This is a genomic window from Paractinoplanes polyasparticus (assembly GCF_019710575.1).
GTDB classification, from domain to species: Bacteria; Actinomycetota; Actinomycetes; order Mycobacteriales; family Micromonosporaceae; genus Actinoplanes; species Actinoplanes polyasparticus.
In genome coordinates this window covers 98,236-123,693 of sequence record NZ_JAHWFK010000056.1, presented here as the reverse complement: position 1 = coordinate 123,693, position 25,458 = coordinate 98,236, and the positions used below count along the sequence as shown (strand labels likewise).

Here is a 25,458-nt window from a genome sequence, read left to right as displayed (position 1 = left end):
ACCCACACCCCCTACCAGCACAAACCGGCAGAAAAGCTCGCCCTCGCTGCTTGACAAAAACCATAGGGACACCCCCCGGCGGTCTCGACGACGTTCATGCCGCCGGTGCAGTCGGGGCAGCTGAGCGCGGCCGGTCGGCCCGGCCGCCGGTCGGTGATGCCTTCCGCATACTTCTCGGCCATGTCGGATTCCATGATCAGAGCGGGGTCGGGCTGAAACCGGACCGGATCGATCCGCTCGGACAGCAGCGACACAATGCAGTCCGCGATGTCCCTGCCCGGCAGCACTGCGGCGTTCGGGACCACGGCCAGAGCCGCCTTGGGCATACTTGTCAGGAGCGCATCTCCGGGATCCTGCACGATGCAGGCGCCGCCGGCCGAGCTGACCGCCGCCAACCCGACAGCGCCGTCGTCCAGACTGCCCGACAACTGCACGGCGACCACGCGGGGACCCCTCCAGCGGGCGGCGCTGCGGAACAACGCGTCGATCGACGGCCGCGCTTGGTTCTGTTGCCGAGCGGCGCTGACCAGCATCATCCCGTCGCGCACGAGCAGATGCCGGCCGGGCACGGCGACGTAGACGTGTCCGGGCTGCAACGGCGTCTCGTTCTCGGCGGCCGATACCGGCAGCGGTCCACTTCGACTCAGCACACTCACCAGGCCGCTGGGGTCGAGGGCGGACGTGTGCACCACCACCAGGACGGCCGCGGGCAGATCGCCCGGGAGGCCGCTGAGGATTGGCCGCAGCACCTCGATTGCACCGGCCGAGCCGCCGAGCAGAACGAGGTCGCGACGGTCTTCCGTTCCGCTTGCCATCGGTACGGGATTTCCAGCGACTGCGGCGGATTAACGTGGCGAGGCGACTCAGGAGCTCGATGATCCAGCCGTGGGAGTCCGGTAGACGAGATCCATCGTGTCGGTGTACCCCGACCAGGTGAGCGTGAAGCGCCAGCAACCCGCCCGCGGCACGTCGACGATGGAAGGCCCCGGCCCGCCGGCGACCTGCTGGTCGGCCCGCTCGCCGGAGCCGTCCCGCTGGGCCGTGATGACGAGCGGGTCACCGGTGACGGGTTGCCGGGAGACCCAGAGGATCTTGTTGTTGCGGCCGTTCCCGGGCGGGCTGCTCAGGGGCGAGCCGAAGACGACAGCGAGGATGTCACCCTTCGCGCCGTAGACGTGCGGGACGCCGGCGCCGTCACCGCTGAAACCGGCCCGGGCCCACTCGGGAAGGGCGTCATCGCGTACGGGCGAGCCGCAGGCCGCAGCGGGCGCGGGCGCAGAGGTGGGTGGCGGTGTGGGCTCGCCGGACGCGCTGCATCCCGCCAGCAGCAACGCCGCACCGACAGCGACGACGGTTCTCATAACTGGCAGACACCGCCCGGCATCTCGGGGTTCCGGCGTGGGCCGACGCGGTCGTGCCCCGGCAGCAGCAGCGGGACGAGAAGCAGCAGCACGCCGGCGGCCCCGATGGCTACCCGCGTGCCGGTGAAGGTCGCCAGCACGCCCCACAACGCGGTGACCCCGGCGATCGAGGCGGTCGTGGTGATCGTCCACGCCGTCAGCACCCGCCCGATCTGCTCGTCCGGCACCCGCTGGAGCCGTTCGGTGGCGAGCAGCGGGTTGAACACGCTCATGCACGTGATCACCGCGAGCTCGACCACGACGACGAGGATCAGGCCGCTCGTGCCCGGTGCGGCGAAGGCCAGCCCGACCGGGCTGAGCACTCGCAGCACCCCGGCGACTGTCAGCACACGGGCCCGCCCGTGGCGCTCCTCGAGCCGGGCGGCCAGCTGCGCTCCGATGAAGCCGCCGATGCAGGGCAGGCCGAAGGCGAGGCCGTACTGCCACGGCGGCCAGCCGAGCTCGCCGAGCAGCAGGACGGCCAGCAGCGGCTCCGTTGCCATGATCAGCGCGTTGACGGCGATCGTGTTGCGGAACAGGGCGCGCAGCGGACGGTCGGCGTTGATGAAGCGCCAGCCGTCGGCCAGGGCCGCCAGGCGGAACGGCTCCGTCGCGGCCGGCCGCGGGTCCGCCTCCCGGACCCTGATCGCCAGAAGCGCCAGCCCCGACAGCAGGAACCCGGCGGCATTCGCATGAACGCTGACCACCGGACCGAGCAGGGTGACGGCCGCACCACCGAGCACGGGACCGAGCGCGATCGCCGTCCACGCGGTGGACTCGAAACGAGCGTTGGCCCGCAGCAACTGGTCCGGGCCGACGACCTGCTTCAGGTAGGACCCGCCGGCCGCGATGAAGGCGATGTTCCCCGCAGCCCCGATCACCGACACGACCACCAGTTGCGCATAGCTGAGCAGGCCGATCACGTGACAGACCGGCACGCTGAGCAACGCCAGGCACCGCACCACGTCGGCGGCGATCATGACCGGTCGCTTACGGCGGCGCTCCGCCCACGGTCCGAGCGGCAGAGCCAGAAGCGCACCCGCGGCCAGCCCGGCCGCCGCCAACGAGGACACCGCGGCCGGGCCGGCATCGAGGACCTGAATGGCTATCAACGGGAACGCTCCGAACCCCAGCCACGTCCCGACGGTGGACGCTGCGAAGGATGCCCACAACCAGTTGAATGCTCTGCCCATGGCCCGGGATTCGATCAGGGGCGTCCACCAGCAGTCCAACAACGAACCCGCCGGCGTGGTACAACCGGTGGTTGTGGACATCGAGGCCGTACGAACCTTCGTGGCAGTCGCCGAGACCGGGCAGTTCCAGGAGGCGGCCATTGACCTGCACATCACCCAACAAGCCGTCTCGAAGCGAATCGCCAAGCTCGAACGCAGCCTCGGCACGACGTTGTTCGCCCGTACGCCCCAGGGCGCCCGACTCACCCTGGACGGCCGCGCGTTCCTGCCGCATGCCCGCGCGCTTCTGCTCGCCGTCGACCGGGCCGCCGCCTCGGTCCGTCCCGGCGAACGAGCCTTGCGCGTCGATGTTCTGCACCTGCGCATCGCCCCGGCCCAGGCGGTACGCGCCTTCTATCGCGCCGACCCCGGCATCGACCTCGACGTGGTGACCCTGCCCGGGGCGACCGTGACCACAGCCGTCGACGCGCTGCTGGCCGGCGAGATCGACGCGACCTTCCGCGCGGTGCCTGCCGCCCTGCCCGAGGGCGTCTCCGCCGTGTCCGTCCTGAACGACCCGTTGGAGCTACTCGCCGGCCCCGGTCACCCGCTTGCCTCCACGCGCGTCCTGCGCCCGTCCGATCTCAGCGGGCACCGCATCTGGATCCCCGGCATCAAGCCGGGCAGCGAGTGGGCGGCCTTCTACCGCGAGCTGGCCGACGCGTTCTCCTTGAGCATCGACCGGATCGGCCCCAACTTCGGCACCGAGGCCCTGATGGACGCCATCGCGGAGTCCACCGAGCTGACAACACTGATCGGCGCCGGCGACCGCTACGTCTGGCCCGCCGGTCACGACCTGCGACGCATCCCGCTCACCCGGCCGACACCGGTCTACCCGCACGCCTTGCTGTACCGCACCGACAACCGGCACCCCACTCTGACAGCCCTGCGCCGGCACCTGACCGCAACGCGGCCCCTCGACCCGGACGACACCTGGACCCCGGACGGCTGGCGAGCATAGGGCCGCTCCACGGGATCAGGCAGGACTCTTCACAGATTGACGATTGGCTATGTACGGTCGGGGGATGCGGAAACGACTTGCTGTGCTTCTTGCCTGTGCGCTGCCGCTGGTCCTCGCGCCCGCGCCGGCTGATGCGGCTGGGCCGCCGGCCGTCGCGCTGAGCAGCGTGATCCCGGCGCCGGTGGAGGTGCGGCCCGGCGGGCCGGCCTTCCGGCTCACCGCCCGCACGGTCATCGTGGCGCCGCCCTCGGCTCGGCCCGTGGCTGATCGCCTGGCTGAAGCGGTGCGCGCGGCCACCGGCTATCGGCTCGCCATCCTGAAGCACGCGCCGCGGCATGCGTCGGCGATCACGCTGGCGCCGGGCCGCACCGGCGGCGAGGGCTACCGGCTGAGCGTCGGGCGGAAGGGTGTCACGATCCGGTCCGGGGGAAACGCGGGGCTGTTCAACGGCGTACAGACGCTGCGTCAGTTGCTGCCCCTCGAGGCGCCGTGGACGGTCGCGGGTGGGGAGATCGTCGACCGGCCGCGGTTCGCGTATCGCGGGGCCTTCCTCGACCTGGCCCGGCACTTCCACACGCCGGCCGAGATCAAGCAGTACATCGACGAGATCAGCCAGTTCAAGGTGAACCACCTGCATCTGCACCTGTCGGACGACCAGGGCTGGCGCATCCAGATCGACTCGTGGCCGCGGCTGACCGCCGTCGGTGGCGCGGCCGGCACGGGGGTCGACGGTGTGGGCGGGGGCTTCCTGACCAAGGCGGACTACCGCGATCTCGTACGCTATGCGGCCGCCCGCTACGTGACGATCGTGCCCGAGATCGACATGCCGGGGCACGTCAACGCGGCCCAGGTCGCCTACCCGGAGCTCACCTGCGACGGTGTCGCGCCGCCGCCTCGCACGGACACGGCCGTCGGCTACAGCTCGCTGTGCATCGGCAAGGAGGTCACGTACCGCTTCGTCGAGGACGTCATCCGCGAGCTGGCCGAGCTGACGCCCGGGCCGCTGATCCACATCGGCGGCGACGAGGCCCACGCCACGTCGGAGGCCGACTACATCGCCTTCCAGCAGCGGGTGCTTCCGCTCGTCAGCAAGTACGGCAAGACCGCGTACGGATGGAACGAGATCACCCAGGCGCCGGCCAGTCACACGGCGATCGCGCAGTACTGGAACACCGGCACGACCGATCCGACGTTGGCCGCGGCGGTCGCGGCCGGCACCAAGGTGATCATGTCGCCCGCCAATCTGACGTACCTCGACATGAAGTACGACCCCTCGACCCGGCTCGGGCTGAGCTGGGCCGGTTACATCGAGGTCCGCAAGGCGTACGACTGGGACCCCGGCACCCACCTGGCCGGCGTTCCCGAGAGCGCGGTCCTCGGCGTCGAGGCTCCGCTGTGGTCCGAGACCCTGCGCAGCATCGAGGACATCGAGTTCATGGCCTTCCCCCGCCTGGCCGCCATCGCCGAGCTCGGCTGGTCCCCGGCCCGCGACTGGGAATCCTTCCGGGCGCGACTCGGCGCCTACGGCCCACGCTGGACCGCCCGCGGCGTCGGCTTCTACCCCTCCCCGCAGATCGACTGGGCGTCCTGACGAAGGGGCCGGAAGGCGTCACGCAGTTCGACGAACGCCTTCGACATCTTGTAGTAGCTGTCGGTGTCGTGGTCGAGCATCCAGGCCGCCAGCCCGATCGGTTTGTCGAGCAGCGAGTAGCCGATCGTCTGCGGGCGGGTGGACTGTTCCAGGAAGTAGCCGAAGCCGTCGGTCGTGAAGGTGGCCAGCTTGTCGTGCGCCGCGCGCTCCGATTCGGACCGCGCGGCGATCGAGCCGGGCCAGCCGTGCGTGACCGATGATGAGGACACAGACGCCGGCGTCCGCGCCTCATCCCGGGCGGATGAACTCAGTTGAAGATCGACGACGCCCATTCGGGGTGGTCGATGAACGGGTTGCGGTTGCGCTGGTACGACGCGTAGATGATCTGGTTGCGGTTGCGCTCGAAGGCGTCCGGGGGATCCTGCGCGTTCCACTGCAGCAGGGCCGAGACGCGGCCGATCCGCGGGGCCGTGCCGCTGCCGGTGGCGTTGTCGACCTCGAGGTCGGGCCACGCGTCGCCGCCCTCGTAGCGCACGGCCATATAGAAGATCATGCGGGCCACGTCGCCCTTGACGGCGCTGCGCGGCTCCCAGGAGTCGCCGTCGGTGAAGTTGCCGGGAGCACTGGCCACCGCCGAGCCGCCGTTGTCGAAGTCCTTGTTGTCGCGCAGCGAGTTGACGCCGACGTCCTCGGGGCGCAGGTGGTGCAGGTCGGTGCCGGGGCCGGCGGCCGTGCCGAAGTCACCGTGCGACTTGGCCCAGACATGCTCGCGGTTCCAGTTGCCGCTGTTGCCGCCGTTGAGCGACTTCGACCGGCTGGTTCCCGAGTACAGCACGATCACGTTGTTCGCGTTGCCCGGATCCTGGTCGGTGGCCTTCAGGGCGTTCCAGACCGCGTCGTACGAGAGGGTGGTCACCCCGCGCGAGACGATCGTGTGGAGCGCGTCCTTGAGCTGCTCCCCGCTCTTGCCCGCGGCCGAGGCGTAGTACGAGTCGGAGGGCGGGGGAGTGGTCGGCGTGCCCGGCGTGGTCGGTGGCGTCGTGCCGGCGGCGCTCATCGCGGTCGGGGACTTGAGGCCCGGGTGCGAGAAGTACGCGGTGAGCGTGCCCGTCACGGTGATCGGGTCGCCCAGCCGGCCGGGGTTGCTGCGCAGCCCGAACGACGACCGGTACGCGCTGGTCACCTGCACGTAGAGCATGCGGCTGATGCCGGCCTCGCCGCTGTTGTCGGCGATCGCGATGGCTGTGTCGCCGGTGAAGTTGCTGGTGCGCACCGTGGCGGTGCCGGTCGGTTCGCCCACGACGTAGCCGCGGACCGTGCCGGTGCCGCTCTGGCTGCTGATCGCCTGCGCGACCGTCAGCGTGGCGGCGGCCGAGCCGGCCGGCGCCTGCACGAGCGTGATCGCCAGCGCCAGGAGCGCGACGGAAGATATCGCAACGCGTCGATACATGGCCTCAGCATAGGAAGCCGCGGGTGAATCGGGGCCATATCGGCCTTGTCATACGGGTGTACGGTTCTCGTCATGACGTGGCTGGACGCGATCTGGTGCGTGGTCATCGCCCTGACCGACGCCGGTCCGTCCGCACTGCTGTTGATCGCCGCCGCGGCCGCGGGCCTGCTGGTGCTTCTGTGGGGCACCGCCACGGCCACGCCGGGCGAGACCGGCCGGGCCTTCCAGCGAAAGGCCGAGCGCGCCGGCGTGCCCCGTCACCGCGACCCCGATGCCCCGGGCCGCACCCGCCCGAGAGGACCCACCGCACGGCCCTGGGCGGCCGCGTGATCCCAGGCGAAACGCCTGGACAGTGACGCTCGACCGCCCCACGATGCCCCATCCGTCGCATCGAAGGGTCGTCCCGTCGTGTCCATCTTCTATTCCGGCATCTCCGCGCTTCTGATCTTCTGGCACTCCGTCTGGGACACCCTGCTGGGCGCCCCGGAATTCCTCAGCACCGACTGGTCGTGGGTGCTCGGCATCGTGTTCCTCGTGGTGACCGTCCGGGTGGCGTTGCTGCCCCTCTACGTCCGGCAATACCGCTCCCAGCTGGCGATGCAGCGCCTGCAGCCCGAGATCCGGGAACTGCAGCAGAAACACAAGGGCGACGCCATGACGTTGGGCGCCGCGGTGTCCGCGCTCTACAAGCGTGAGGGCGTCAGCCCGTACGCGAGCTTTGTGCCCCTGCTCCTGCAGATCCCCGTGTTTCTGGCGCTGTTCCACGTGCTGCGCCACCTGCGGCCGGCGATCACCGATCCGGCCACCCAGACGCTCTACGGCTGGACGGCCACGCAGTTCCACGACGCCTCGCACGCGCTGCTGCTGGGGGCGCCGCTCGCCTCGAGCTTCAGCAGCGGCGGCGTGACCATGATCGTCGCCGCCGTCCTGATCGCGGCCATGGTGACGACCACGTTCCTCACCACCCGGCTGTCGATGGCGAACAGCGGCCCGACCGACGATCCCACACAGCTCCTGATCCGGCGTTTGATGACGTACGGGATTCCGCTCTCCCTGCTCGTCTCGGGCGTCATCTTCCCGGTGGGCGTGCTGCTCTACTGGACCACTCAGAACGTGTTCGCGCTGGGGCAGCAGGCATGGCTGATCCGCCGGCACCCGCCCGTCAAGGCGCCGGCGCCCGCCGACTGACCGGCCCGATCCGCGGTTCCGCCCTTCAGGGGTGGGTCGTCGCCGGCCGGCGACGGCGTCAGTCCTCGACCCGGAAGCCGATCTTCAGCCGGACCTGGAAGTGCGCGACCTCGCCGTCGACGACCTGACCGCGGATCTCCTGCGCCTCGAACCACTCGATGTTCCGTACGGTCTGGGAAGCCTTGGCGACGGCCGTGCGAATCGCGTCGTCGATGCTGGCCGGACTGCTCCCGACGACCTCGCTGAGCCGGTAGACGTGGTTGGTCATGACAGCCTCCTCGCTGAGGGATCTCCCGCCCACTCAACCAGACCGGTGACGTGTGCGGGAGATTCCGGCGCTTCCGCACCCGTTGCCAGGTGGACGCGACCTCGCCCCCGCGACCACCCCGCCCCAGCGTTGTGTGCGGCCATCCAGGTTCCGGCTTGCGTGCTCCCTGCCTCCGCCACCCGGAGGCAGGGGGCGCCCGGTCGCCGCGCCGACGGCATACGCCGGCCGCTCAGTGATGGTCAGCAACTACCTCGTGGTGAACGCGAGCCGGACGCCGAGGCCGATCAGCACCACGCCGCTCATCCCGTCGATGAGACGACGCGTGGCCGGCCGGAAGAACACCCGGCGAGCCGCGGCGACCAGGTTCGCCACCGTAAGGAACCACGTGGCCGTGATGACCACGGCGATCACTGACAACGTCAGCAGCGGAACGAGCCCGGACCCGGCTGGAAGAAACTGCGGCAGGAGCGCGACAAAGAAGATCGCCGCCTTGGGGTTGAGCGCGTTGCACAACAGACCGTCGCGGAACGCACCCCACAGACCTGTCTCGACGCCGGCGGGGTCCGGCTGCGATCGAAGGTCGCCCGAGCGCCCCGCCGAGCGCAGCGCGTTGACACCCAGATAGGCCAGATAGCCCGCACCCACCAGCTTGATGACGGTGAAGGCGACGGGCGTCGCGGCGACCAGAGCCGCCACACCGGTGGCAGCGGCGATCACCCAGGCGAAGACCCCGGCGGTGACGCCCACCGCTGCCGCCATGCCGTGCGCACGACCGGCAAGAGCCGACCGGCGCAGGACCACGGCAAAGTCCGGCCCGGGCGACATCGCGCCGAGGACGACAACACCGCCGAAGGTCAGTAGCTGCCCGGACGTCATCACCGTTTCTCGCTCCGTTCAGCGGAGTTTTCTGCCGATGCTCGGCTGACCGATGTTGGCCAGCGACCCCAGCGTACGAGGTCGCAGGTCTGTCCCGTGCTGGTCGTGACGCGCGGCTCCGTCAGGATCAGCGCGGTTGACCCGTGCCTACGTCCGCCGCGCGAGCCGGGGGAGGGTCTTGCGGAGCGACTCTGTTCCGTTCCTGGGGTAACCGCTCGGCGGCGTGCCGGCCGGAGGTTCGCCTCCCGGCTCGAGGATGGGAAAGCTGTCGTCCTCGTAGCCGTGTCGCGCGAAGTAGATGTTGCTGACGGCTGCTCCGAACAACTCGCCCGTCCCGCAGCCGGCAGTGAGGTCGTCGACGTCGGCGAGGTTGTCCGCGTCGGCGGCGATGCGCTCGAACGTGTCACGTCCGAGGGTGACGACCCAGGCCCGCCAATCGGTGAAACCGTCATCGCCGAGAGAACCGCACGCCATGTCGCCGGCTGTGGCGTGGCGCCAGGTGTAGAGACGCGTGCTCGCGGCGACGAGATGTCGTTGAAACGCGCGGAGCGTGGCGTCGTCAGCCTCGGTGAAGCGACGCTCGAGAAACGCCGCCATCGCGTCCGGGTCGTTGCCGGCCTGCTTCCGCGCCTCTTCGACGATCTGCCAGAACCAGTCCTGGTCCATTGTCCCGCCACTCCTGGCCGATGCGGAGGCCGACGCCTGAGGGCGCGTTGTGCTCGTGCTGGTCGGCGTGCTGCTGCAACCGGCCACCGTCAGGGCCAGCAGCAGCACGAATACGGGTCTCACCATCGCCACCTCGATCAACGTAATCCAGCGCGCGTCGACTGGACAACGACCGTGCAAGGGGCCCGGCCACCACCCGAGAGACACGGGGCGAGCGGGCGCTGCACGGGTTCTCCGGCCATGAGGTCTCCGCTTCACCGAGGGCCGGTTCGAACAGCGGGCTGTCAGTCGTGGACGATCTGCTTCAGCATGGTTCGGTGCAGGGCCTCGGCGTACGGCCGGAGCTCGTGTTCCAGGGTCTCGGCCTCGGTCCCGGTCAGGTGCACGGCGGCGGCCCGCGCTGGGCGCGCCGACAGCCACTGGTGGCGACGGCCGGGTGCCGGGTGGGAGGCGAAGAGCGAGGCGTCCGTACGGATGGAGAGCTGACGCCGCGCCGGGGCGGTGGGGGCCTCGCGTTCCTGCACCGTTCGCAGCATGCGGCGCCAGCGGATGGCGGCCTCGCCCTTGGGCACGTGGTGCTGGACGTATTCGGTGAGGACGGGCACCGCGGCCAGGGCGTCGAGCAGTTGCAGCGCCGCCTCGGTGCCGGCGGCGCGGGCGGCCAGGTCGTCGGCCCGCAGCTCGACCGTGCGCTGATCGCGAGCCGACACCTTGTTGATCGCCAGATGGACGGCGAACAGCAGCCAGGAGACGACGCCCGCGGTGAGCTGCCAGATCAGCAGGCCGGCCAGCTGGATGCTGGGACCGAGTTCCCACGGCGACACGGCCGGCGGCCGGATCAGCCGGGACAGGCGGCCGAACGACTCCCGGGCCGGTGCGGTGAGCGTGTCGCGGCGGACGTCGGCGTACTTGAGGTGACCCAGTTCGTGGCCGAGCAACGCGACGACCTCGGCCGGACGCAGCGCCAGCAGCAGTTGCACGCCGAGGATGAGGACCCGCTGCGGGCGCGGGCCGGTGGTGGCGACGCCGGCGTTCCAGCCGAAGGTGATCAGGACGACGTCGGGCCGGGGCGTCTCCAGCCGGTCGGCGATGCGGCCGATCAGCGTGTGCAGGGTGGGCGCGTCCGCCGGCTCGACCCGGTAGCTGTTCGCCAGCAACGGCTTGAGCCGGTTGAAGCGCGGGCGCAGCACGGCCGCGAAGCTCAGCAGGAGCAGTCCGAACACGATGGGGAAGAACGGGCCGCCCGCGATGATCAGCCACAGTCCGGCGGCGATGGCCGCGACCATCACGACCATGACCGCCGCCGAGAGAGCGACCAGGAACCGGTGGCCGTGGTGGCGCACCGGCTCCGGCTCGGCCGACTCGGCCAGCAGCTTGTCCGAGCGGTAGCCGGCCCGCCGGTCAGCGGCCACGATCCGGTTCCAGAACCAGCCGTATCCGGGATCGGCCGGGTAGTGGTCGAGGTTCCACTCACAGGCGGCGCACCACGGCGTCTCGTCCTCGGCTGTGGCCGTTGTCGTGCCGCAGCGCGGGCACGGGGACGCCAAGGTCGTCGATGTCACGGCCGACATGATGATCGATACCCGGACTCTGTGCAATACCGGTCAGGTCAGCCGTCGGCGGCCACTTTCCCGGGCCGAGAGCGTGCGGACTCGGAATGCCGCGAGAGTGGTGACACTTCGTCACGACCGGAGACTTCGAGCCCGACCTTCGCGTTGCGGTCGGCGGTGGGGCTCCGCGGTGTGCCCGCGATGGCTACGCTGCCGCGGATGAGAAAGCTTCTGCTCACCGACTCCGGCGTCAGGAACGCGAGCATCCGGGCCGCGCTGACCGATCTGCTGGGCAAGCCGATCGCCGAGGCCACCGCCCTCTGCATCCCGACTGCGGGATACGGCGGCCCCTACGCCGACCCGGTCTCGCCCTGGAATTTCGTCAGCGGGAATGCCCCCAGTCCGATGACCGGGCTGGGGTGGAAGTCGGTGGGCATGCTGGAACTCACCGCGCTGCCCAGCCTCGAGGAGGAGCACTGGGTCTCCTGGGTCCGGGCGGCTGACGTGCTGCTGGTCAACGGCGGTGACACGCTGTACCTGGCGCACTGGATGCGGGAGTCCGGGCTGGCCGGCCTCCTGCCGTCGCTGACGGACACGGTCTATGTGGGACTCAGCGCCGGGAGCATGGTGCTGACCCCTCGCGTCGGGCCGGAGTTCGTGGGCTGGGAGCCACCCGGTGGCGGCGACAGCGCGCTGGGCGTCGTCGACTTCTCGATCTTCCCGCACCTGGAGGGCCCGGACACTCCCGACAACACCATGGCCGCGGCGGAACTGTGGGCGGCCGGAATCGGCGGGCGCGCGTATGCGATCGACCAGCAGACCGCCATCACAGTGGTCGACGGCACGGTCGACGTCGTCTCCGAGGGCCACTGGAGACTGTTCGATCCGGCGCCGTGAACGGTCGGCGCTGACTCGGGGACGGCAGCGACGCGCCAGGCCGATCGGCCCGGCGCGCCGGGCAGCGTCACTGGGTGCGGAGCTTGCCCCAGACGTGCCAGTGCGTGATTTCCACCTGGGCGCTGACGCGGGGGCGCTCGCGGTTGGCGTACGGCTCGCCGCCGTAGTGGCGGGAGAGGCGGTCGATGTCGCGCAGGCCCTCGTCGGGGACGATGGAGACGACCGTGCCCTGCAGGCTGACGTGGGTGTACCAGTCGTCCTGGGCCAGCACGGTCAGCGAGATGCGGGGATCCTTCTCCATGTGCTTGATGCGGGCGCGCTTGGCGTCCAGGCCGAGCAGGATGCGGCCGTCGTCCTCGAGCAGGTACCAGGTGGCGACGCTCACCGGGCGGCCGTCGGCGGCGACGGTGGCCATCACGGCCGGGTTGGGCAGGCGCAACATGTCGATGACCGGCTGCGGCATGGGAGTCGTAGACATCCCAGCAGCTTAGGCTTCGAAAGTATGACGGTGATCGCCAAGGTGTCGGCCATCCTCGACGCCTTCAGCGCCGACGACCGGGGGCTCGGGTTCGCCGAGCTGCAGCGGCGTACGGGGCTGGCCAAGGCGACGCTGCACCGGCTGACCGGCGAGATGGTCGAGGCGCGGCTGCTCGACCGGGCGGGCGACGGCCGGTTCCACCTCAGCGGCTACCTGTTCGCCCTCGGCATGCGCGCCTCGGTCGAACGCAGCCTGCTCGAGGTGGCCACGCCCTTCCTGGAAGACCTCTACGAACGTACGCATGAAACCGTGCACCTGGGCCTGCGGGAGGGTGCCGAGGTCGTCTACGTGGCCAAGATCGGCGGCCACCGGCAGGCCCGGGCGCCCTCGCGGCTGGGCGGGCGGATGCCGCTGCACGCCACGGCGATCGGCAAGGCGCTGCTCGCTTTCGCGCCCGATCCCGTACGGGCCGAGGTGCTCGCGGCCCCGCTGGCCCGCCTGGCGCCACGTACCGTCACGTCGCCGCTGATCCTGCGGCGGCAGCTCGACGAGGCAGCCGCGACGCGGGTGACCTTCGAGGCCGAGGAATCGGCGGTCGGGATCGTCTGCGTCGGCGCCCCGGTGCTCGATTCCGACGACCTGGCCGTGGCCGCCGTCAGCGTGGCCGGCCCGGCCACCCGCTTCCGCCCTCAACAACACGCCGGCTCGGTCAAGGCGGCCGCCGCGGGTATCGCGGCCATGCTCGCCCGGCGGAAAAGTTCCGCCTAGCGGAACTCTTCGGTAGGCCGCGGCGGCCGGAATCAGGCATGGTCGGCACATGACCACACCCGCGGCGCAACGCCTGCTCGACGCGGCGCGCACCAAGACCCCGTGCCCGCCCGTCCGTGACCTGCTCGGCGCCGACGACATCGAGGCCGCGTACGCCGTCCAGCGGGAACTCACCGAGCTGCGGCTGCGGACGGCCCGGATCGTCGGCCACAAGGTCGGCCTGACCTCGCCCGCCGTGCAGAAGCAGCTCGGGGTCGACCAGCCAGACTTCGGCGTGCTCTTCGACGACATGGACGTCAGCGCGCTCGACCCGGTGCCGGTCGGCGACCTGTTGCAGCCGCGGGTCGAGGCCGAGGTGGCGTTCCTGCTCGGCGCCGACCTGACCGGCGACTTCACGCCGGCCGACGTGTGGAACGCGGTCGACGAGATGGCGCCCGCGCTCGAGATCGTCGACAGCCGGATCGCCGGCTGGGACATCAGCATCGCCGACACCATCGCCGACAACGCCTCCAGCGCCCTGTTCGTGCTGGGCGACCAGCGGGTGCGGCTCGACGCGCTGCGGCCGGTCGACATCCAGATGGAGATGAGCGTGGACGGCGCGGTCGTCTCCAAGGGCTCGGGCGCCGCCTGCCTGGGCGACCCCCTCGCCGCGCTGGCCTGGCTGGCCGCGGCCGCCCGCGATCACGGCGATCCGCTGCGGGCGGGCCAGGTTGTGCTCTCGGGGGCACTCGGACCGATGGTGCCGGTGGTGCCGGGCATGCAGGTCACCGCGACGCTGTCCGGGCTGGGCCTGGTCGCGGCCAACTTCGGGGAGGTCTGATGCCGACGAAGGTCGCCGTCATCGGTTCCGGCAACATCGGCACCGACCTGATGATCAAGATTCTGCGCCTCTCGGCGACGCTCGAGATCGTGGCCATGGTCGGCATCGACCCGGCCTCGGACGGGCTGGCCCGGGCGGAGCGGCTGGGCGTCGCCACCACGGCCGAGGGCGTCGACGGGCTGATCGCCATGCCCGGGTTCGACGACATCGCGGTCGTCTTCGACGCCACCTCGGCCGGTGCCCATGTCGCCAATGCCGCCAAGCTCACCCCGTACGGGAAAATTCTCATCGATCTGACGCCGGCCGCTCTCGGGCCGTTCGTGGTGCCCGCGGTCAACCTCGACCTGCAGGCCGGCGTGCGCAACATCAACATGGTCACCTGCGGCGGTCAGGCCACCATCCCGATCGTCGCCGCCGTCTCGCGGATCGCCCCGGTGCCGTACGCCGAGATCGTGGCCTCCATCGCGTCGAAGTCGGCCGGTCCGGGCACCCGGGCCAACATCGACGAGTTCACCGAGACCACTGCCCAGGCCATCGAACAGGTGGGCGGGGCCGGCCGCGGCAAGGCGCTGATCGTGCTCAACCCGGCCGAACCGCCGCTGATCATGCGGGACACCGTGCTCTGCCTGGTCGACGCGCCCGCGGCCGAGACGCGGGAGGCGATCAAGGCGTCGGTGGAGGAGATGGTCAAGGTGGTCTCGGGGTACGTGCCCGGCTACCGGCTCAAGCAGCAGGTGCAGATCAACCCGATCCCGGACGACCAGCCGGTGCAGACGCTGGCCGGCTCGGCCGCGGCGACCCACCAGGTGTCGGTGTTCCTGGAGGTCGAGGGAGCCGCTCACTACCTTCCCGCGTACGCCGGGAATCTCGACATCATGACCTCGGCTGCCATCGCCGCGGCGGAGAGGATCGCGGCGTGATCGACTGCACCGGAGTGAACGAAGTAGTCGTAGGGCCAGGAGAGCACGCCCAGGAGGCTCAGTCATGACGAAGATCTTCGTGCAGGACGTGACGCTGCGGGACGGCATGCACGCCGTACGGCACCGGATGGCACTCGACTCGGTGGCGAAGATCGTCTCGGCCCTGGACGCGGCCGGGGTCGACGGCATCGAGGTGTCGCACGGTGACGGGCTGGCCGGCGGCAGCCTGACCTACGGGCCGGGCTCGAACACCGACTGGGAGTGGCTCGAGGTGGCGGCGGCCAACATCAGCCGCGCCCGCCTCACGACACTGCTGCTGCCCGGCATCGGCACGATCGCCGAGCTGAAGAAGGCGTACGAGCTGGGGGTGCGCTCGGTCCGCATCGCCACCCACTGCACCGAGGCCGACGTGGCCGCGCAGCACATCGCCACCGCGCGTGAGCTGGGCATGGACGTCAGCGGGTTCCTGATGATGAGCCACATGGCGCCCGCGCCGGTTCTCGCGGCCCAGGCCAAGCTGATGGAGTCGTACGGCGCCCACTGCGTCTACGTCACCGACTCGGGCGGCCGGCTGATGATGGACGGCGTCCGCGAGCGGGTCCGTGCCTACCGCGACGTGCTCGAGCCGGAAACCGAGATCGGCATCCACGCCCACGAGAACCTGTCGCTGTCGGTGGCCAACTCGATGGTCGCCGTCGAGGAGGGTGTCTACCGGGTCGACGCCTCGCTGACCGGGCTCGGGGCCGGGGCCGGCAACTGCCCGATCGAGCCGTTCATCGCGGTCGCCGACCTGCAGGGCTGGGAACACGGCTGCGACCTGTTCGCGCTGCAGGACGCGGCCGAGGACCTGGTGCGCCCGCTGCAGGACAGGCCGGTGCGGGTCGACCGCGAGACGCTGACCCTCGGGTACGCGGGCGTCTACAGCTCGTTCCTGCGCCACGCCGAGGTGGCGGCCGGGCGGTACGGCGTCGATGTGCGTGATCTACTGGTCGAGGTGGGCCGGCGAGGCCTGGTCGGTGGCCAGGAGGATCTGATCGTCGACATCGCCCTGGATCTGGTGTCCGCGGGGCCGGCCGAAATCGATTAGCATGCGTCAATGCGTCGTCTGCTGGCGGTTCTCGGTTCCGTAGTTGCCCTTCTGTTGCCCGGCTCGGCGGCGGTTGCTTTTTCTCCCGCCGATGATCTTCTCGACCGGCTGAAGGCGATACCCGGGCTGACCGTCGTCTCGGAGAGCCAGCCCACCGGCTACCGGTTCTTCGTGCTCACCTACCGCCAGCCGGCCGACCACCGGCATCCCGGCCAGGGCACGTACGAGCAGCGGCTCACCCTGCTGCACCGGTCGGCCGACGCGCCGGTCGTGCTGGCCACCGGCGGGTACGGGCTGGCGGCCAACCCCCAGCCCGGGCGCACCGAGCCCACCCGGCTGCTCGACGCCAACCAGGTCTCGGTGGAGCACCGCTTCTTCACGCCGTCGCGGCCCAGCCCGGCCGACTGGTCGGACCTGACCATCTGGCAGGAGGCCAGCGACGAGCACCGGATCGTGCGGGCGCTCAAGTCGGTCTACTCAGGCAAGTGGATCCAGACGGGCGCCAGCAAGGGCGGCATGACGTCGGTCTATCACCGGCGGTTCTATCCGAACGACATCGACGGCGTGGTGGCCTACGTGGCGCCCAACGACTCGCTCAACGACCTCGACGGCGCGTACGACCGCTTCTTCCGGACGGTGGGCGACGCGGCCTGCCGCAGCGCGCTCGACGGCGTACAGAAGGAAGCGCTGAAGCGACGCGACCGCCTCGTGCCCCGCGTGGCCGCGGAGGCCGCCGCCAACGGCTGGACCTTCAACCGCACGATCGGGACGGCCGACCGCTCGTTCGAGATGACAGTGCTCGACACGGTGTGGGCCTTCTGGCAGTACAGCGTGGCCGCCGACTGCGCGGGCGTGCCCGCTGCGACCGCCACCGACGACGAGATCTTCAACTGGATCAACGGCGTCGCCGGCTGGTCGTTCTACACCGACCAGGGCCTCGAGTTCTACTGGCCGTACTACTACCAGGCCGCCACCCAGCTCGGCTGGCCGTCGCTGCGCTTCGACCACCTGCGCAACCTGCGCCGCTACCCGGCGCTCTACACGGCCAACTCGTCGCTGCCGCCGGAACTGCGCCGCTCGCACAACCCCCTGCCGATGCTCGACGTCGACCTCTGGGTCCGCACTCTCTCGCAGCGCATGATGTTCGTCTACGGCGAGAACGATCCGTGGGGCGCCGAACGCTTCACCCCGAGCCGCCGCGACTCGGCCCTGTACGTGGCCCCCGGCGCCAACCACGGCGCCAACATCTCCCGCCTGACCGCCGACGACGCGGCCGAGGCCACCGCCACGCTGCGCCGCTGGGCCGGCGTCCCGCAGGCCACCACGCTCACCCAGCGCCCCGCCGCCGACCTACCCTTCGACGACATGCTGGAGCCCCGCCGCCGGCTCGGCTGACCCCGCCCCGGCTCGTTCGTGGCATCATCCTCGCCCATGGATCATCAGGGGCAGTTTCGCCGGGCGGCGCTCGAGTCGGGCATTCCGGACGACGAGGTCACCGCATTCACCGAGTACCTCCGTTTGTCGATCCGGTTGAGCGGAGGTTCCGGCGGGGCTCCGGCCGGGCAGTTCGGTGGGTTGCCCCGGCTGCCGGTCGGCATGGACTGGCCGTCAGCCGGGGCCGGTCCGCTGCCGTTCGTCTTCTCGGTCGCCTGCGCGTCGTTGCCGAGGGTGGACGGCTTCGGACTCCCGGCGGACGGCTCGCTGCTGTTCTTCCTGGATCACGAGCGGGATCACCTGGCCGCTGCCGCCGGGGAACATGATTACGCGCGAGTCGTGTACGTGCCGGCCGGCGCCGACACGGAGGTGGCGGAAGCACCCGCCGACTACGCGCCCGGCGAGCAGTACGACGTCGGCGCCACGCTCGTCGCGCAGCTTCCCCCGTGGTTCGAGACGGACGAGGATGAGGACGAGGACGACCTGTCGCCCTTCCAGCAGCAGTTGCTCATTGACCTGGAGCGTGACCTGCCACGCCTGGACGAACTCTCTGCTCTGGCGGACGCCCTCTGGCCGCCGGGCGAAGGGCTCGCCGGCGCCTTCATCGGCGGGTATGTCGACGATGAGGTGATGACGAGTATCGCGGAGCAGACGCTCGCGGGTCGCGAGAAGGCCGGCGAGATCGTCGTGCCGGTGGCGAAGTGGAGTTCCCACGTCGAGAAGGAGAAGCACCAGCTGACGAGCGAATGGGTTTCGCTCGCCGACTTCTCCGTGGCCGACGAGTTGTACTCCGGCAGTTTCGTGACCCGCCATGACGACCTGACCGCCCGTCGGCTGGACAAGGCGCTGTCAGTGACCCGGTTCAGCGAGTAAAGCGCCGGTCCCGCCGCGTGGGCGCGGTGGCGTACTCTCGTGCCGCCGATGGCGCGCAGGCGGTGACCCCCGGGTCGCCGAACTTGTCGTGCGGCGATGGGGTGACATTGATGTGCGACAATGTCTCGGTGTCGGGAGGGCTGGGGTGAGCGGAATCATGGGCGCGTCACAGGACGTCGCCACCGCGGCCGACCGCGACGAGCAGGCGGCCGGCGGAAGCGCTCAGAGGTCCGGGCCGATGCTGAACGCGGTGAAACGGCTCTGGTCGCGCCGGGAGTGGATCCTGGTGGTCCTCGGTGGGCTGGCGCTCGCCGTGGCGCTGACCTGGCCGACGATGCGCGATCCGCGGCACACCGTGCCGGGGGACATCGGCGATCCGGCCATGTTCGCCTGGCAGATCGCCTGGATGGGGAACGCGCTCCTGCACCATCCCTCGCAGCTGTGGGACTCGAACACGTTCTACCCCGATCCGAACTCGCTGGCCTTTACCGACACCATCCTCGGCTACGCGCCGTTCGGGATGATCGGTTCCGGCATGGATGCGGCGGTGCTGCGCTACAACCTCTTGTACGTCCTGCTGCACGCGCTCGCCTTCGTCGGGGCGTACGCCCTGACCCGCCAGCTGGGCGCGCATCCGCTCGGCGCGACAGTGGCCGGGATCGCGTGGGCGTTCGCGCCGTGGCGGCTCGCGCATGTCGGGCACCTGAACGTCATCTCGACCGGCGGCATCGCGCTCAGCCTGGCCATGATCGCTCGCGGTCACGGCTGGTCGTTGCGCCGGGGCCACCGCCCGGACAGGCACAGCCCGGGATGGGCGCTGGCCGGCTGGCTGGTCGCCGCCTGGCAGATCACCCTCGGCCTCGCCATCGGGCTCGTCTTCGCGTACGTGATGGTCGCCGTCTGCCTGGTGGTTGCCGCGCTCTTCGGCTGGGCCTGGTGGCGACGCGGCCGGCCGGCCTTCGGGCGGCGGCTGCTGGTCGCCGATCTGGTCGGCGGGGTGTTCTTCGGCGCCGCCACGCTGTACCTGGGCCTCGCCTACTCCCGCGTCGTGGAGCTCCAACCGCAGGCCGACCGGTCGCTGGCCTGGACCGAGATGTATTCGCCGGCCTGGCGCGGCCTCTTCATCGCGCCGGAGTCGTCCTGGCTGTACGGCGCCCGGCACGCGACGGCCCGCGCTGAACTGTCGTGGCCGCCGGAGATGGCTCTGCTGCCCGGCATCGCCTTGATCATCCTGGCCGCGACGGGCATCTTCTTCTCGGTGTTCCGCGTCCGCCACCGGATCCTGCTGACCATCGGCCTGGCCGTCGCGGTGCTGCTGACGCTCGGCGCGACCCTGCCCTGGAACGGCGATCCGGGTTACCTGACTCTCTCCAAACACCTGCCGGGCTGGTCGGCACTGCGGACCCCCGGGCGAATAATGATCTGGACCACGCTGGTGATGGCCATCCTGGCCGCCGGCGCGGTCAGCGCCTTCGTCGCCGAGGTGCGTGCCGCCGCGCCCTGGCCCAAGGCCGGCGCCGCGCGGTCGGTGCTGGCCCGCGGCAAGTTCGTCGTGCTGCGGCTCGCCCTGGTGATCCCGCTCGCGCTGGTCGTCGTCGACGGGGTCAACCGGAGCCCGCACCCCGAGGTGCTGCGATACCCGGCCGCGATGGGCGCCGCGTCGGAGCCGACCCTGGTGCTGCCCAGCGAGGGCAGCCTCGAGATGTCCATCATGCTGTGGTCCACGAACGGGTTCCCGCGCATCCCGAACGGGATCGTCACCTTCGTCCCGTCCGGCCAGGAGCGGATCCGCTCGAGCAGCATGACGTTCCCGGACTCGACGAGCATCGCCGCGCTGCGGGCGGCCGGCATCAAATCGGTCGTCGTCCTGCCCGAGTGGCTGAGCGGAACGCCGTGGGAAGGGGTGCCCAACCGTCCGGTCGACGGCCTCGGCATCACGCGCGAGGAGATCGACGGCGCCCTGCTCTATCGGCTCGGCTGACGCGGCACGGCGTCGACCAGTGCAGGTTGTCCGGGCGCGTTCACGAGCGGAGCGTCAGCGGGCCGGAGGGCATTCCTGAGTTCGGCCCAGGAGCGGTGCCGCTGGAACGGCGCCTCGAACAGCCGGGCGACGAGCCAGGCGAGGGCCAGCGAGAGGCCGCCGGCGAGCAGCGTCGTGATCGTGAACGAGACGGTGTCGCGGCCGAACCGGGGGATGACCACCTTCAGCGTGATCACGACCACGATCGGCAGGTGGACCAGGTAGAGGCTGTACGAGAGCGAGCCCAGCCACTTCAGGGGCCCGGAGTCGAGCAGCCGGACCAGGGCGGCGGGCCGGCCGCTGACGATCGCCAGCAGGAGCATGGTCATCGCGGGGGCGATCGCCAGGTCGACCCAGTAGTAGTGGCCGATCATCCACCGCGAGCCCTGATACAGGACCAGGATGCCGACCGGCGCCGCGGCCAGCACCGACAGCCAGGCCCAGGGCACCCTGAACCGGTCGCCGGCCGCGACCACGCCGGCTGCCACGACGCCGGCCGCGAAGACGGGCACGAGGTGTGGCGCCAGCCAGTTGTCGGCCTGCGGCGGCGACCCGCCGAAGACGGCGAACCCGGCCACGACCACCGGCAGCGTCACGACGGCCAGCATCGCCGCCGGGCCGATCCGCCGGCACAGCAGCACGAGCAGCGGAAGCAGGGCGTACAGCAGTGCCTCGACGCCGATCGACCAGAAGGCGCCGTTCGGGGTGGGCGCCGCGATCAGGTCCTGCAGCAGCAGCGCGTAGACCACCACTGACTCGAAGGTGGGCTCCGCCGAGTGGGGCTGGCGCACCACGGTCCAGGCGACGACCAGACTGAAAACCAGCGCGGCCCAGTACGCCGGGAGGATCCGCCACGCCCGCCGCCGGGCGTACCGGCGCAGGCTGCCCAGGCGCCAGCCGTTCCGGGCCGCCGCCATCGCCAGCGAGAATCCCGACAGGATCAGGAACATCACCACGGCCAGCCGGCCGAACCCGAGCCAGCTCAGCCATTCCGGGCCGCGATAGCGGGGAAACCCCCGGAACGTGTACGCCCAGCAATGGAACAACAGCACATACAGGGCGCAGAGGCCGCGCAGGCCGTCCAGCCCGGCCACCCTTTTCGCGCTCACGTCACTGTTCACGCAGAACGGGGGTGAAACGTTCGACGAAGCTCGCCCGGATGGTTCAGGACGCGGGGCCGTACAGCCGGGCGACGTCGGGGGAGTCGAGCCAGCCGCTGTAGGCCGGTGCCTGCGGCCAGCCCTCGGGAGAGTCCTGCCACTCCTCCTGCCGCCCGTACGGCAACGCGTCGACCAGGGCGAACGTGTGGGTGAGCTGCTCGACGCCGCGACCGCTGGTGTGCCAGGTGCGATAGACGGTCTCGCCGTCGCGCAGGAAGACGTTGAGCGCGAACCCGCCGCCGGGAGGAGCGTCGACGTCGGCCCCGAAGGGGCTGTCCGCGGTGGAGTACCACGTCATTGTGTTGCCGACCCGTGCGGCGTAGGCGAGCGCGTCCTCGATGGGGCCCTGGGTGACGACCACAAATCGCGCGTCGTAGTTGTCGAGGAAGCCCAGCCGGGTGAAGACCGAGGTGAAGCTGGTGCAGCCACCGCACTGCCACTCGGCGCCCGGGTCCCACATGTGGTTGTAGACGATCAACTGCGACCGGCCGTCGAAGATGTCGGCCAGCCGGACCGGACCCTCGGCTCCGACCAGGGTGTATTCGGGCAGGCGCACCATGGGCAGCCGCCGCCTCTGCGCGGCGATCGCGTCGAGTTCCCGGGTGGCTGCCTTCTCGCGTGCCCGCAGCGCGTCCAGTTCCTCGCGCCAGGCCGCCTGATCGACAACGGGTGGCATCGCCATGATCGACGTCTCCTTCTCGGTGAGTTCGCTCGGTAGTCGTCAGACTCACCGTGCCGCTCGAACTCATCGGTGATCCGCGGATCGGCGTGTCCTACCGGCCGGCGTTGGTGACGTACGGGTCGTCGGACAGCCAGCCGGTCACCACGCGGGTACGCGTCTCGTAGCGCGCCTGGACGAGCACCCGGACGATCCTGGTGATCCTCCTGGTCTCGTAGTGCGCCTTCACCCACGTCCGCGCCCTGGCCTTGACGGTCCCGGTCGCGTACCGGCCGGGGACCCACACCTTGGCGGGGCCGATGATCTTCCTGGTGGTGTAGTGCGCCTTGATGTGCACCCGGTAGGCCTGAGTGACAGTGCCAGGCCGCTGCCAGCCGGTGGGGCGCCGGGTCCAGCGGCTGCAGGCGGCGCGCCAGGTCTTCCTGCCGGCCACCGTCTGGTTGATCCGGAAGCACAGGGTGGTGGCGGTGGCTGCGTACGGGTTGCTGCCGGCGGGCCAGTCGTCGCCGCCCGGGTAGACCGTAGCCATGGCCCGGTAGAGGTTGTAGGCCATCTTGGCGTAGCCGTCGTCGTTGGGGTGCAGGTTGTCGAACTCCGACAGCCCTCCGATCGACGACTGGTCGACCAGGTACACCTTGGCGTCCTTGCCGGCCAGGATGCCGGGAATCCGCTCGTTGTAGGCCGCGATCCGGCTCCGGTACGGCTCGACGTGGCCCTGGACGAGCTGCTGCACGAAGATGTCGGCGTCCGGCCGGCCGGCGCGGATCTGGTCGATCAGCGCCGACAGCCGGGCCGCCGAGTCGCCGACGCTCCTGTTCTGGGCCATGTCGTTGGTGCCGAGGTGCAGCAGGATCACGTCCGGCTGGTAGGCGGCCAGCCAGCCGTCGACGTTCGCGGCGATCTGATCGATGCGCCAGCCCGGGTGGCCCTCGTTGTCGCGATCCGACCCCCGCGGTCCGGCCTGCTGGGACCCGACGAAGTCCACGTCCAAGCCCGCGGCTTCGAGCCGTTTCTGCAGGTCGATGCGGTAGCCGCTGGCCGTGGTGGCGCCGGTCCGGTTGCCGGCCCGCGAGTCCGCCGACCCGCTGCCCCAGGTGATCGAGTCACCCAACGGCATGATCTTCAGCGGCGCGTACGCCGGATCGGCCGCGCCCGGGACAGCAGCAGCCACGGCCGGCCCGGCGGTCGCGGCAACCGGTCCCGACAGCGCGGCCAGGACCGCGACGACAGTGAGAGTGATGCCGCCGAGGCGGCCGGCGATGCGGATCGTCACACCGAAGCCATCGGCCCGTGCGGGTGCGCACCCGGTCATCCCACGGGTGCAGCACGGGTGCCGTGCCTCGTTCAGCCGTCCTTTCCGACGGTGATGACGGGGTTGGTCAGCGTTCCCAGGGCCGGGGACGTGATCTCGATGGTGTCACCCGGTTGGGTGGTGAAGCCGGCGTCCGGGACGACGCCGGTTCCGGTCAACAGCACCGCGCCGGTCGGGAAGGTCAGCGCCCGGAACAGCCAGCCGGCCAGGTCGTCGAAGCTACGGGCCATCGACGACGTCGAGGTCGTGCCGGCGTACGCCTCCTTGCCCTCGCGCAGAATTCGCAGCCCGATCTCGAACGGGCCCGGAGGGATGGCCCAGCTCGGCACGATCGCCGGGCCCAGGGCGCACGAGCGGTCGTAGATCTTCGCCTGGGGCAGGTAGAGCGGGTTGTCGCCCTCGATCGAGCGGCTGCTCATGTCGTTGCCGAGGGTGTAGCCGAAGATCTCGCCGGCCGAGTTGAGCACCAGGCCGATCTCGGCCTCGGGGACGTCCCAGCCGGAGTCGGCGCGGATCCCGACGGCGTCGCCGTCGCCGACCACCCGCCACGGGCTGGACTTGAGGAAGAGCTCGGGGCGGTCGCTGTCGTAGACGTCGTCGTAGAGGGAGCCGTGCCCGGACTCCTCCTTGCGGCCGTCGCGGCTGCGCAGGTAGGTGACGCCGGCCGCCCACACCTCCTGGTGGTCGACGGGCGGGAGCGCGTCCCCGCCGGGTATGACGCGGGCGGCCGCCTCGACCGCGGAGCGCGCCTGGTCGAGCGGCCGGGCGAGCAGATCGGCGAGCGTCACGCCGAGCTCACGCCATTCGCCGTCGGCGCGCACCGCCCAGCGCGACTCGTTGCCGTTCCGCAGGCGGTACAGGGACATCGACATCTGACCATCCTAGGTGTGTGAGGTGCGCAAACAGGCCGGAACGGGGGCGCCCGGGGGGCGCGGCTACGCTCTGGGAATGCCTCGTGCAGTACCGGCGGTCGTCCGCGCGCTCGACATTCTCGAGCTGTTTCTCGAACGCCCCCAGCTGTCGGCCCGCGACGTGATGGAGCGGCTCGACCTGCCCCGCACCACCGTCCACGAGCTGCTGGTCACGCTCGTCGACCGCGCTTACCTGATCTCTGTGCCCGGTCAGCCGGTGCAGTACCGCCTGGGGATGCCGCTTTTTCAGCTCGGCGCGGCGTTCGCCGGCCGGCTCGACCTGGTCCGGGAGGCGCAGTCCGTCACGCGGGACGTGGCTGCCGCCTGCAACGAGGCGGTTCACGTGGCCGTGCTCGACGGCGCCGACGTCATCTATCTCGTCAAGGTCGACAGCATTCACCCCGTCCGGATGGTCTCCGCGGTCGGGCGGCGGCTGCCGGCCCACTGCACGGCGGTCGGCAAGGTGCTGCTGTCGGGCCTCGACCGGGCGACCCTGGACGCCGTGCTGTCGAAGGGCGTGCTGCCGGGCATGACGCCGGAGAGCATCACCGACCCCGACCGCCTGCGCGAACAACTCGAGCGCGTACGGGCCGAGGGTGTCGCCATCGACGCCGGCGAGTCCGACACGGCGATGCGCTGCGTCGCCGCGGGGATCCGCGACCACCGCGGCGTCATCATCGCCGGGATGAGCGTCTCGGCCCCGATCATCCGCTGGACCCCGCAGGCCCATGTGGAGTGGACCGAGCTCGTCCGCGAGGGGGCGGCCACGCTGTCGGCCCGCATGGGCTGGTCGGCGCCGCCTCGATAGCCCGCTTGCCGCTCCGGGCCAGAAACCGCTTCGAAACATTGACACCCCTCACGGTCCTGCTCTAGCGTCGCGTCCACTCCATACGATATCTCGAACAGAGTTCGGTATT

The 25,458-nt window shown here is 70.6% G+C and carries 27 protein-coding genes; 13 read left to right on the top strand and 14 right to left on the bottom strand.

Annotation, left to right across the window (positions count from 1 at the left end):
- Nucleotides 1-11: 11 nt before the first annotated feature.
- The 3 genes from KXC43_RS42565 to KXC43_RS42555 are packed head-to-tail and all read right to left on the bottom strand — an operon-like array spanning nt 12 to nt 2,593.
- Nucleotides 12-815: a chemotaxis protein CheB gene (locus KXC43_RS42565; protein ID WP_221381958.1), complete on the bottom strand. Its 804-nt coding sequence runs from the start codon at nt 813-815 to the stop codon at nt 12-14.
- Between the two features lie 48 nt (nt 816-863).
- Nucleotides 864-1,361, bottom strand: a complete 498-nt coding sequence (locus KXC43_RS42560; RefSeq protein ID WP_255645762.1) for a hypothetical protein — start codon at nt 1,359-1,361, stop codon at nt 864-866.
- Nucleotides 1,358-2,593 carry an MFS transporter gene (locus KXC43_RS42555; protein ID WP_221381957.1) on the bottom strand — a complete coding sequence of 412 codons (1,236 nt, stop codon included), beginning with the start codon at nt 2,591-2,593 and terminating at the stop codon, nt 1,358-1,360. The genes KXC43_RS42560 and KXC43_RS42555 overlap by 4 nt, the downstream gene beginning before the upstream one ends.
- On the opposite strand from KXC43_RS42555, the gene KXC43_RS42550 reads away from it, so the two are divergent.
- Both KXC43_RS42550 and KXC43_RS42545 read left to right on the top strand, forming a co-directional pair.
- Nucleotides 2,592-3,593: a LysR family transcriptional regulator gene (locus KXC43_RS42550; RefSeq protein WP_221381956.1), complete on the top strand. Its 1,002-nt coding sequence runs from the start codon at nt 2,592-2,594 to the stop codon at nt 3,591-3,593. The two genes, KXC43_RS42555 and KXC43_RS42550, sit on opposite strands and share 2 nt — an antisense overlap.
- A gap of 64 nt (nt 3,594-3,657) precedes the next feature.
- Nucleotides 3,658-5,184, top strand: a complete 1,527-nt coding sequence (locus KXC43_RS42545; RefSeq protein ID WP_221381955.1) for a beta-N-acetylhexosaminidase — start codon at nt 3,658-3,660, stop codon at nt 5,182-5,184.
- Here KXC43_RS42545 and KXC43_RS53000 read toward each other — a convergent pair.
- Nucleotides 5,151-5,453: a hypothetical protein gene (locus tag KXC43_RS53000; RefSeq protein WP_308129512.1), complete on the bottom strand. Its 303-nt coding sequence runs from the start codon at nt 5,451-5,453 to the stop codon at nt 5,151-5,153. The genes KXC43_RS42545 and KXC43_RS53000 overlap by 34 nt on opposite strands.
- Before the next feature lie 38 nt (nt 5,454-5,491).
- Nucleotides 5,492-6,634 carry an endonuclease gene (locus KXC43_RS42535; protein ID WP_221381954.1) on the bottom strand — a complete coding sequence of 381 codons (1,143 nt, stop codon included), beginning with the start codon at nt 6,632-6,634 and terminating at the stop codon, nt 5,492-5,494.
- Nucleotides 6,635-6,706: 72 nt separating this feature from the next.
- Between KXC43_RS42535 and KXC43_RS42530 the strand changes: the two genes are divergently transcribed.
- Nucleotides 6,707-6,964, top strand: a complete 258-nt coding sequence (locus KXC43_RS42530) for a DUF6412 domain-containing protein (RefSeq protein WP_221381953.1) — start codon at nt 6,707-6,709, stop codon at nt 6,962-6,964.
- Between the two features lie 78 nt (nt 6,965-7,042).
- Nucleotides 7,043-7,822 carry a membrane protein insertase YidC gene (gene yidC / locus KXC43_RS42525; RefSeq protein ID WP_221381952.1) on the top strand — a complete coding sequence of 260 codons (780 nt, stop codon included), beginning with the start codon at nt 7,043-7,045 and terminating at the stop codon, nt 7,820-7,822.
- A 58-nt stretch (nt 7,823-7,880) separates the two neighbouring features.
- On the opposite strand, the gene KXC43_RS42520 is transcribed toward yidC, so the two are convergent.
- The 4 genes from KXC43_RS42520 to KXC43_RS42505 all read right to left on the bottom strand — a co-directional run bounded on the left by KXC43_RS42520 (nt 7,881) and on the right by KXC43_RS42505 (nt 11,194).
- The gene (locus KXC43_RS42520) at nt 7,881-8,090 is read right to left on the bottom strand and encodes a dodecin (RefSeq protein ID WP_221381951.1); all 210 of its coding nucleotides are present in this window, start codon (nt 8,088-8,090) and stop codon (nt 7,881-7,883) included.
- Nucleotides 8,091-8,336: 246 nt separating this feature from the next.
- Complete coding sequence (locus KXC43_RS42515; protein WP_221381950.1) at nt 8,337-8,966, bottom strand: LysE family translocator; 630 nt, start codon at nt 8,964-8,966, stop codon at nt 8,337-8,339.
- A 147-nt stretch (nt 8,967-9,113) separates the two neighbouring features.
- Nucleotides 9,114-9,764 (bottom strand): DUF4240 domain-containing protein, encoded by a 651-nt coding sequence (locus tag KXC43_RS42510; RefSeq protein ID WP_308129514.1) that lies wholly within the window; start codon nt 9,762-9,764, stop codon nt 9,114-9,116.
- A gap of 152 nt (nt 9,765-9,916) precedes the next feature.
- Nucleotides 9,917-11,194, bottom strand: coding sequence for a M48 family metallopeptidase (locus tag KXC43_RS42505; RefSeq protein ID WP_221381948.1), 1,278 nt, complete (start codon nt 11,192-11,194; stop codon nt 9,917-9,919).
- Nucleotides 11,195-11,401: 207 nt separating this feature from the next.
- Here KXC43_RS42505 and KXC43_RS42500 point away from each other — a divergent pair, with 207 nt between their 5' ends.
- Nucleotides 11,402-12,079 carry a Type 1 glutamine amidotransferase-like domain-containing protein gene (locus KXC43_RS42500; protein ID WP_221381947.1) on the top strand — a complete coding sequence of 226 codons (678 nt, stop codon included), beginning with the start codon at nt 11,402-11,404 and terminating at the stop codon, nt 12,077-12,079.
- 67 nt (nt 12,080-12,146) lie between these two features.
- Here the strand turns inward: KXC43_RS42500 and KXC43_RS42495 are convergent, their stop codons facing one another.
- A complete protein-coding gene (locus tag KXC43_RS42495; protein WP_221381946.1) occupies nt 12,147-12,557 on the bottom strand; it encodes a TIGR03618 family F420-dependent PPOX class oxidoreductase in 411 nt (136 codons plus the stop codon).
- A 24-nt stretch (nt 12,558-12,581) separates the two neighbouring features.
- Here KXC43_RS42495 and KXC43_RS42490 point away from each other — a divergent pair, with 24 nt between their 5' ends.
- The 7 genes from KXC43_RS42490 to KXC43_RS42460 all read left to right on the top strand — a co-directional run bounded on the left by KXC43_RS42490 (nt 12,582) and on the right by KXC43_RS42460 (nt 20,440).
- Complete coding sequence (locus KXC43_RS42490) at nt 12,582-13,325, top strand: IclR family transcriptional regulator (protein ID WP_221381945.1); 744 nt, start codon at nt 12,582-12,584, stop codon at nt 13,323-13,325.
- Nucleotides 13,326-13,374: 49 nt separating this feature from the next.
- On the top strand, nt 13,375-14,145 hold the full coding sequence (locus tag KXC43_RS42485; protein WP_221381944.1) for a 2-keto-4-pentenoate hydratase: 771 nt from the start codon (nt 13,375-13,377) through the stop codon (nt 14,143-14,145).
- Nucleotides 14,145-15,065, top strand: a complete 921-nt coding sequence (locus KXC43_RS42480; protein WP_221381943.1) for an acetaldehyde dehydrogenase (acetylating) — start codon at nt 14,145-14,147, stop codon at nt 15,063-15,065. The genes KXC43_RS42485 and KXC43_RS42480 overlap by 1 nt, the downstream gene beginning before the upstream one ends.
- Before the next feature lie 64 nt (nt 15,066-15,129).
- Nucleotides 15,130-16,152, top strand: coding sequence for a 4-hydroxy-2-oxovalerate aldolase (gene dmpG, locus KXC43_RS42475; protein WP_221381942.1), 1,023 nt, complete (start codon nt 15,130-15,132; stop codon nt 16,150-16,152).
- Nucleotides 16,153-16,161: 9 nt separating this feature from the next.
- Complete coding sequence (locus KXC43_RS42470) at nt 16,162-17,547, top strand: S28 family serine protease (RefSeq protein ID WP_221381941.1); 1,386 nt, start codon at nt 16,162-16,164, stop codon at nt 17,545-17,547.
- A 36-nt stretch (nt 17,548-17,583) separates the two neighbouring features.
- Entirely contained in the window at nt 17,584-18,459 is an 876-nt protein-coding gene (locus KXC43_RS42465; RefSeq protein ID WP_221381940.1) for a DUF1963 domain-containing protein, read from the top strand.
- A gap of 238 nt (nt 18,460-18,697) precedes the next feature.
- The gene (locus tag KXC43_RS42460; RefSeq protein ID WP_255645783.1) at nt 18,698-20,440 is read left to right on the top strand and encodes a putative glycosyltransferase family protein; all 1,743 of its coding nucleotides are present in this window, start codon (nt 18,698-18,700) and stop codon (nt 20,438-20,440) included.
- Here the strand turns inward: KXC43_RS42460 and KXC43_RS42455 are convergent.
- From KXC43_RS42455 to KXC43_RS42440, 4 genes are all read right to left on the bottom strand, one after another.
- On the bottom strand, nt 20,425-21,600 hold the full coding sequence (locus KXC43_RS42455; RefSeq protein ID WP_221381938.1) for an acyltransferase family protein: 1,176 nt from the start codon (nt 21,598-21,600) through the stop codon (nt 20,425-20,427). The genes KXC43_RS42460 and KXC43_RS42455 overlap by 16 nt on opposite strands.
- Nucleotides 21,601-21,643: 43 nt before the next feature.
- Nucleotides 21,644-22,321, bottom strand: coding sequence for a DUF899 domain-containing protein (locus KXC43_RS42450; RefSeq protein WP_221381937.1), 678 nt, complete (start codon nt 22,319-22,321; stop codon nt 21,644-21,646).
- A 91-nt stretch (nt 22,322-22,412) separates the two neighbouring features.
- Nucleotides 22,413-23,591 (bottom strand): SGNH/GDSL hydrolase family protein, encoded by a 1,179-nt coding sequence (locus KXC43_RS42445; protein ID WP_221381936.1) that lies wholly within the window; start codon nt 23,589-23,591, stop codon nt 22,413-22,415.
- Nucleotides 23,592-23,662: 71 nt separating this feature from the next.
- Entirely contained in the window at nt 23,663-24,502 is an 840-nt protein-coding gene (locus KXC43_RS42440; protein ID WP_221381935.1) for a fumarylacetoacetate hydrolase family protein, read from the bottom strand.
- Nucleotides 24,503-24,578: 76 nt separating this feature from the next.
- Between KXC43_RS42440 and KXC43_RS42435 the strand changes: the two genes are divergently transcribed.
- A complete protein-coding gene (locus KXC43_RS42435) occupies nt 24,579-25,349 on the top strand; it encodes an IclR family transcriptional regulator (RefSeq protein WP_221381934.1) in 771 nt (256 codons plus the stop codon).
- Nucleotides 25,350-25,458 lie beyond the last annotated feature (109 nt).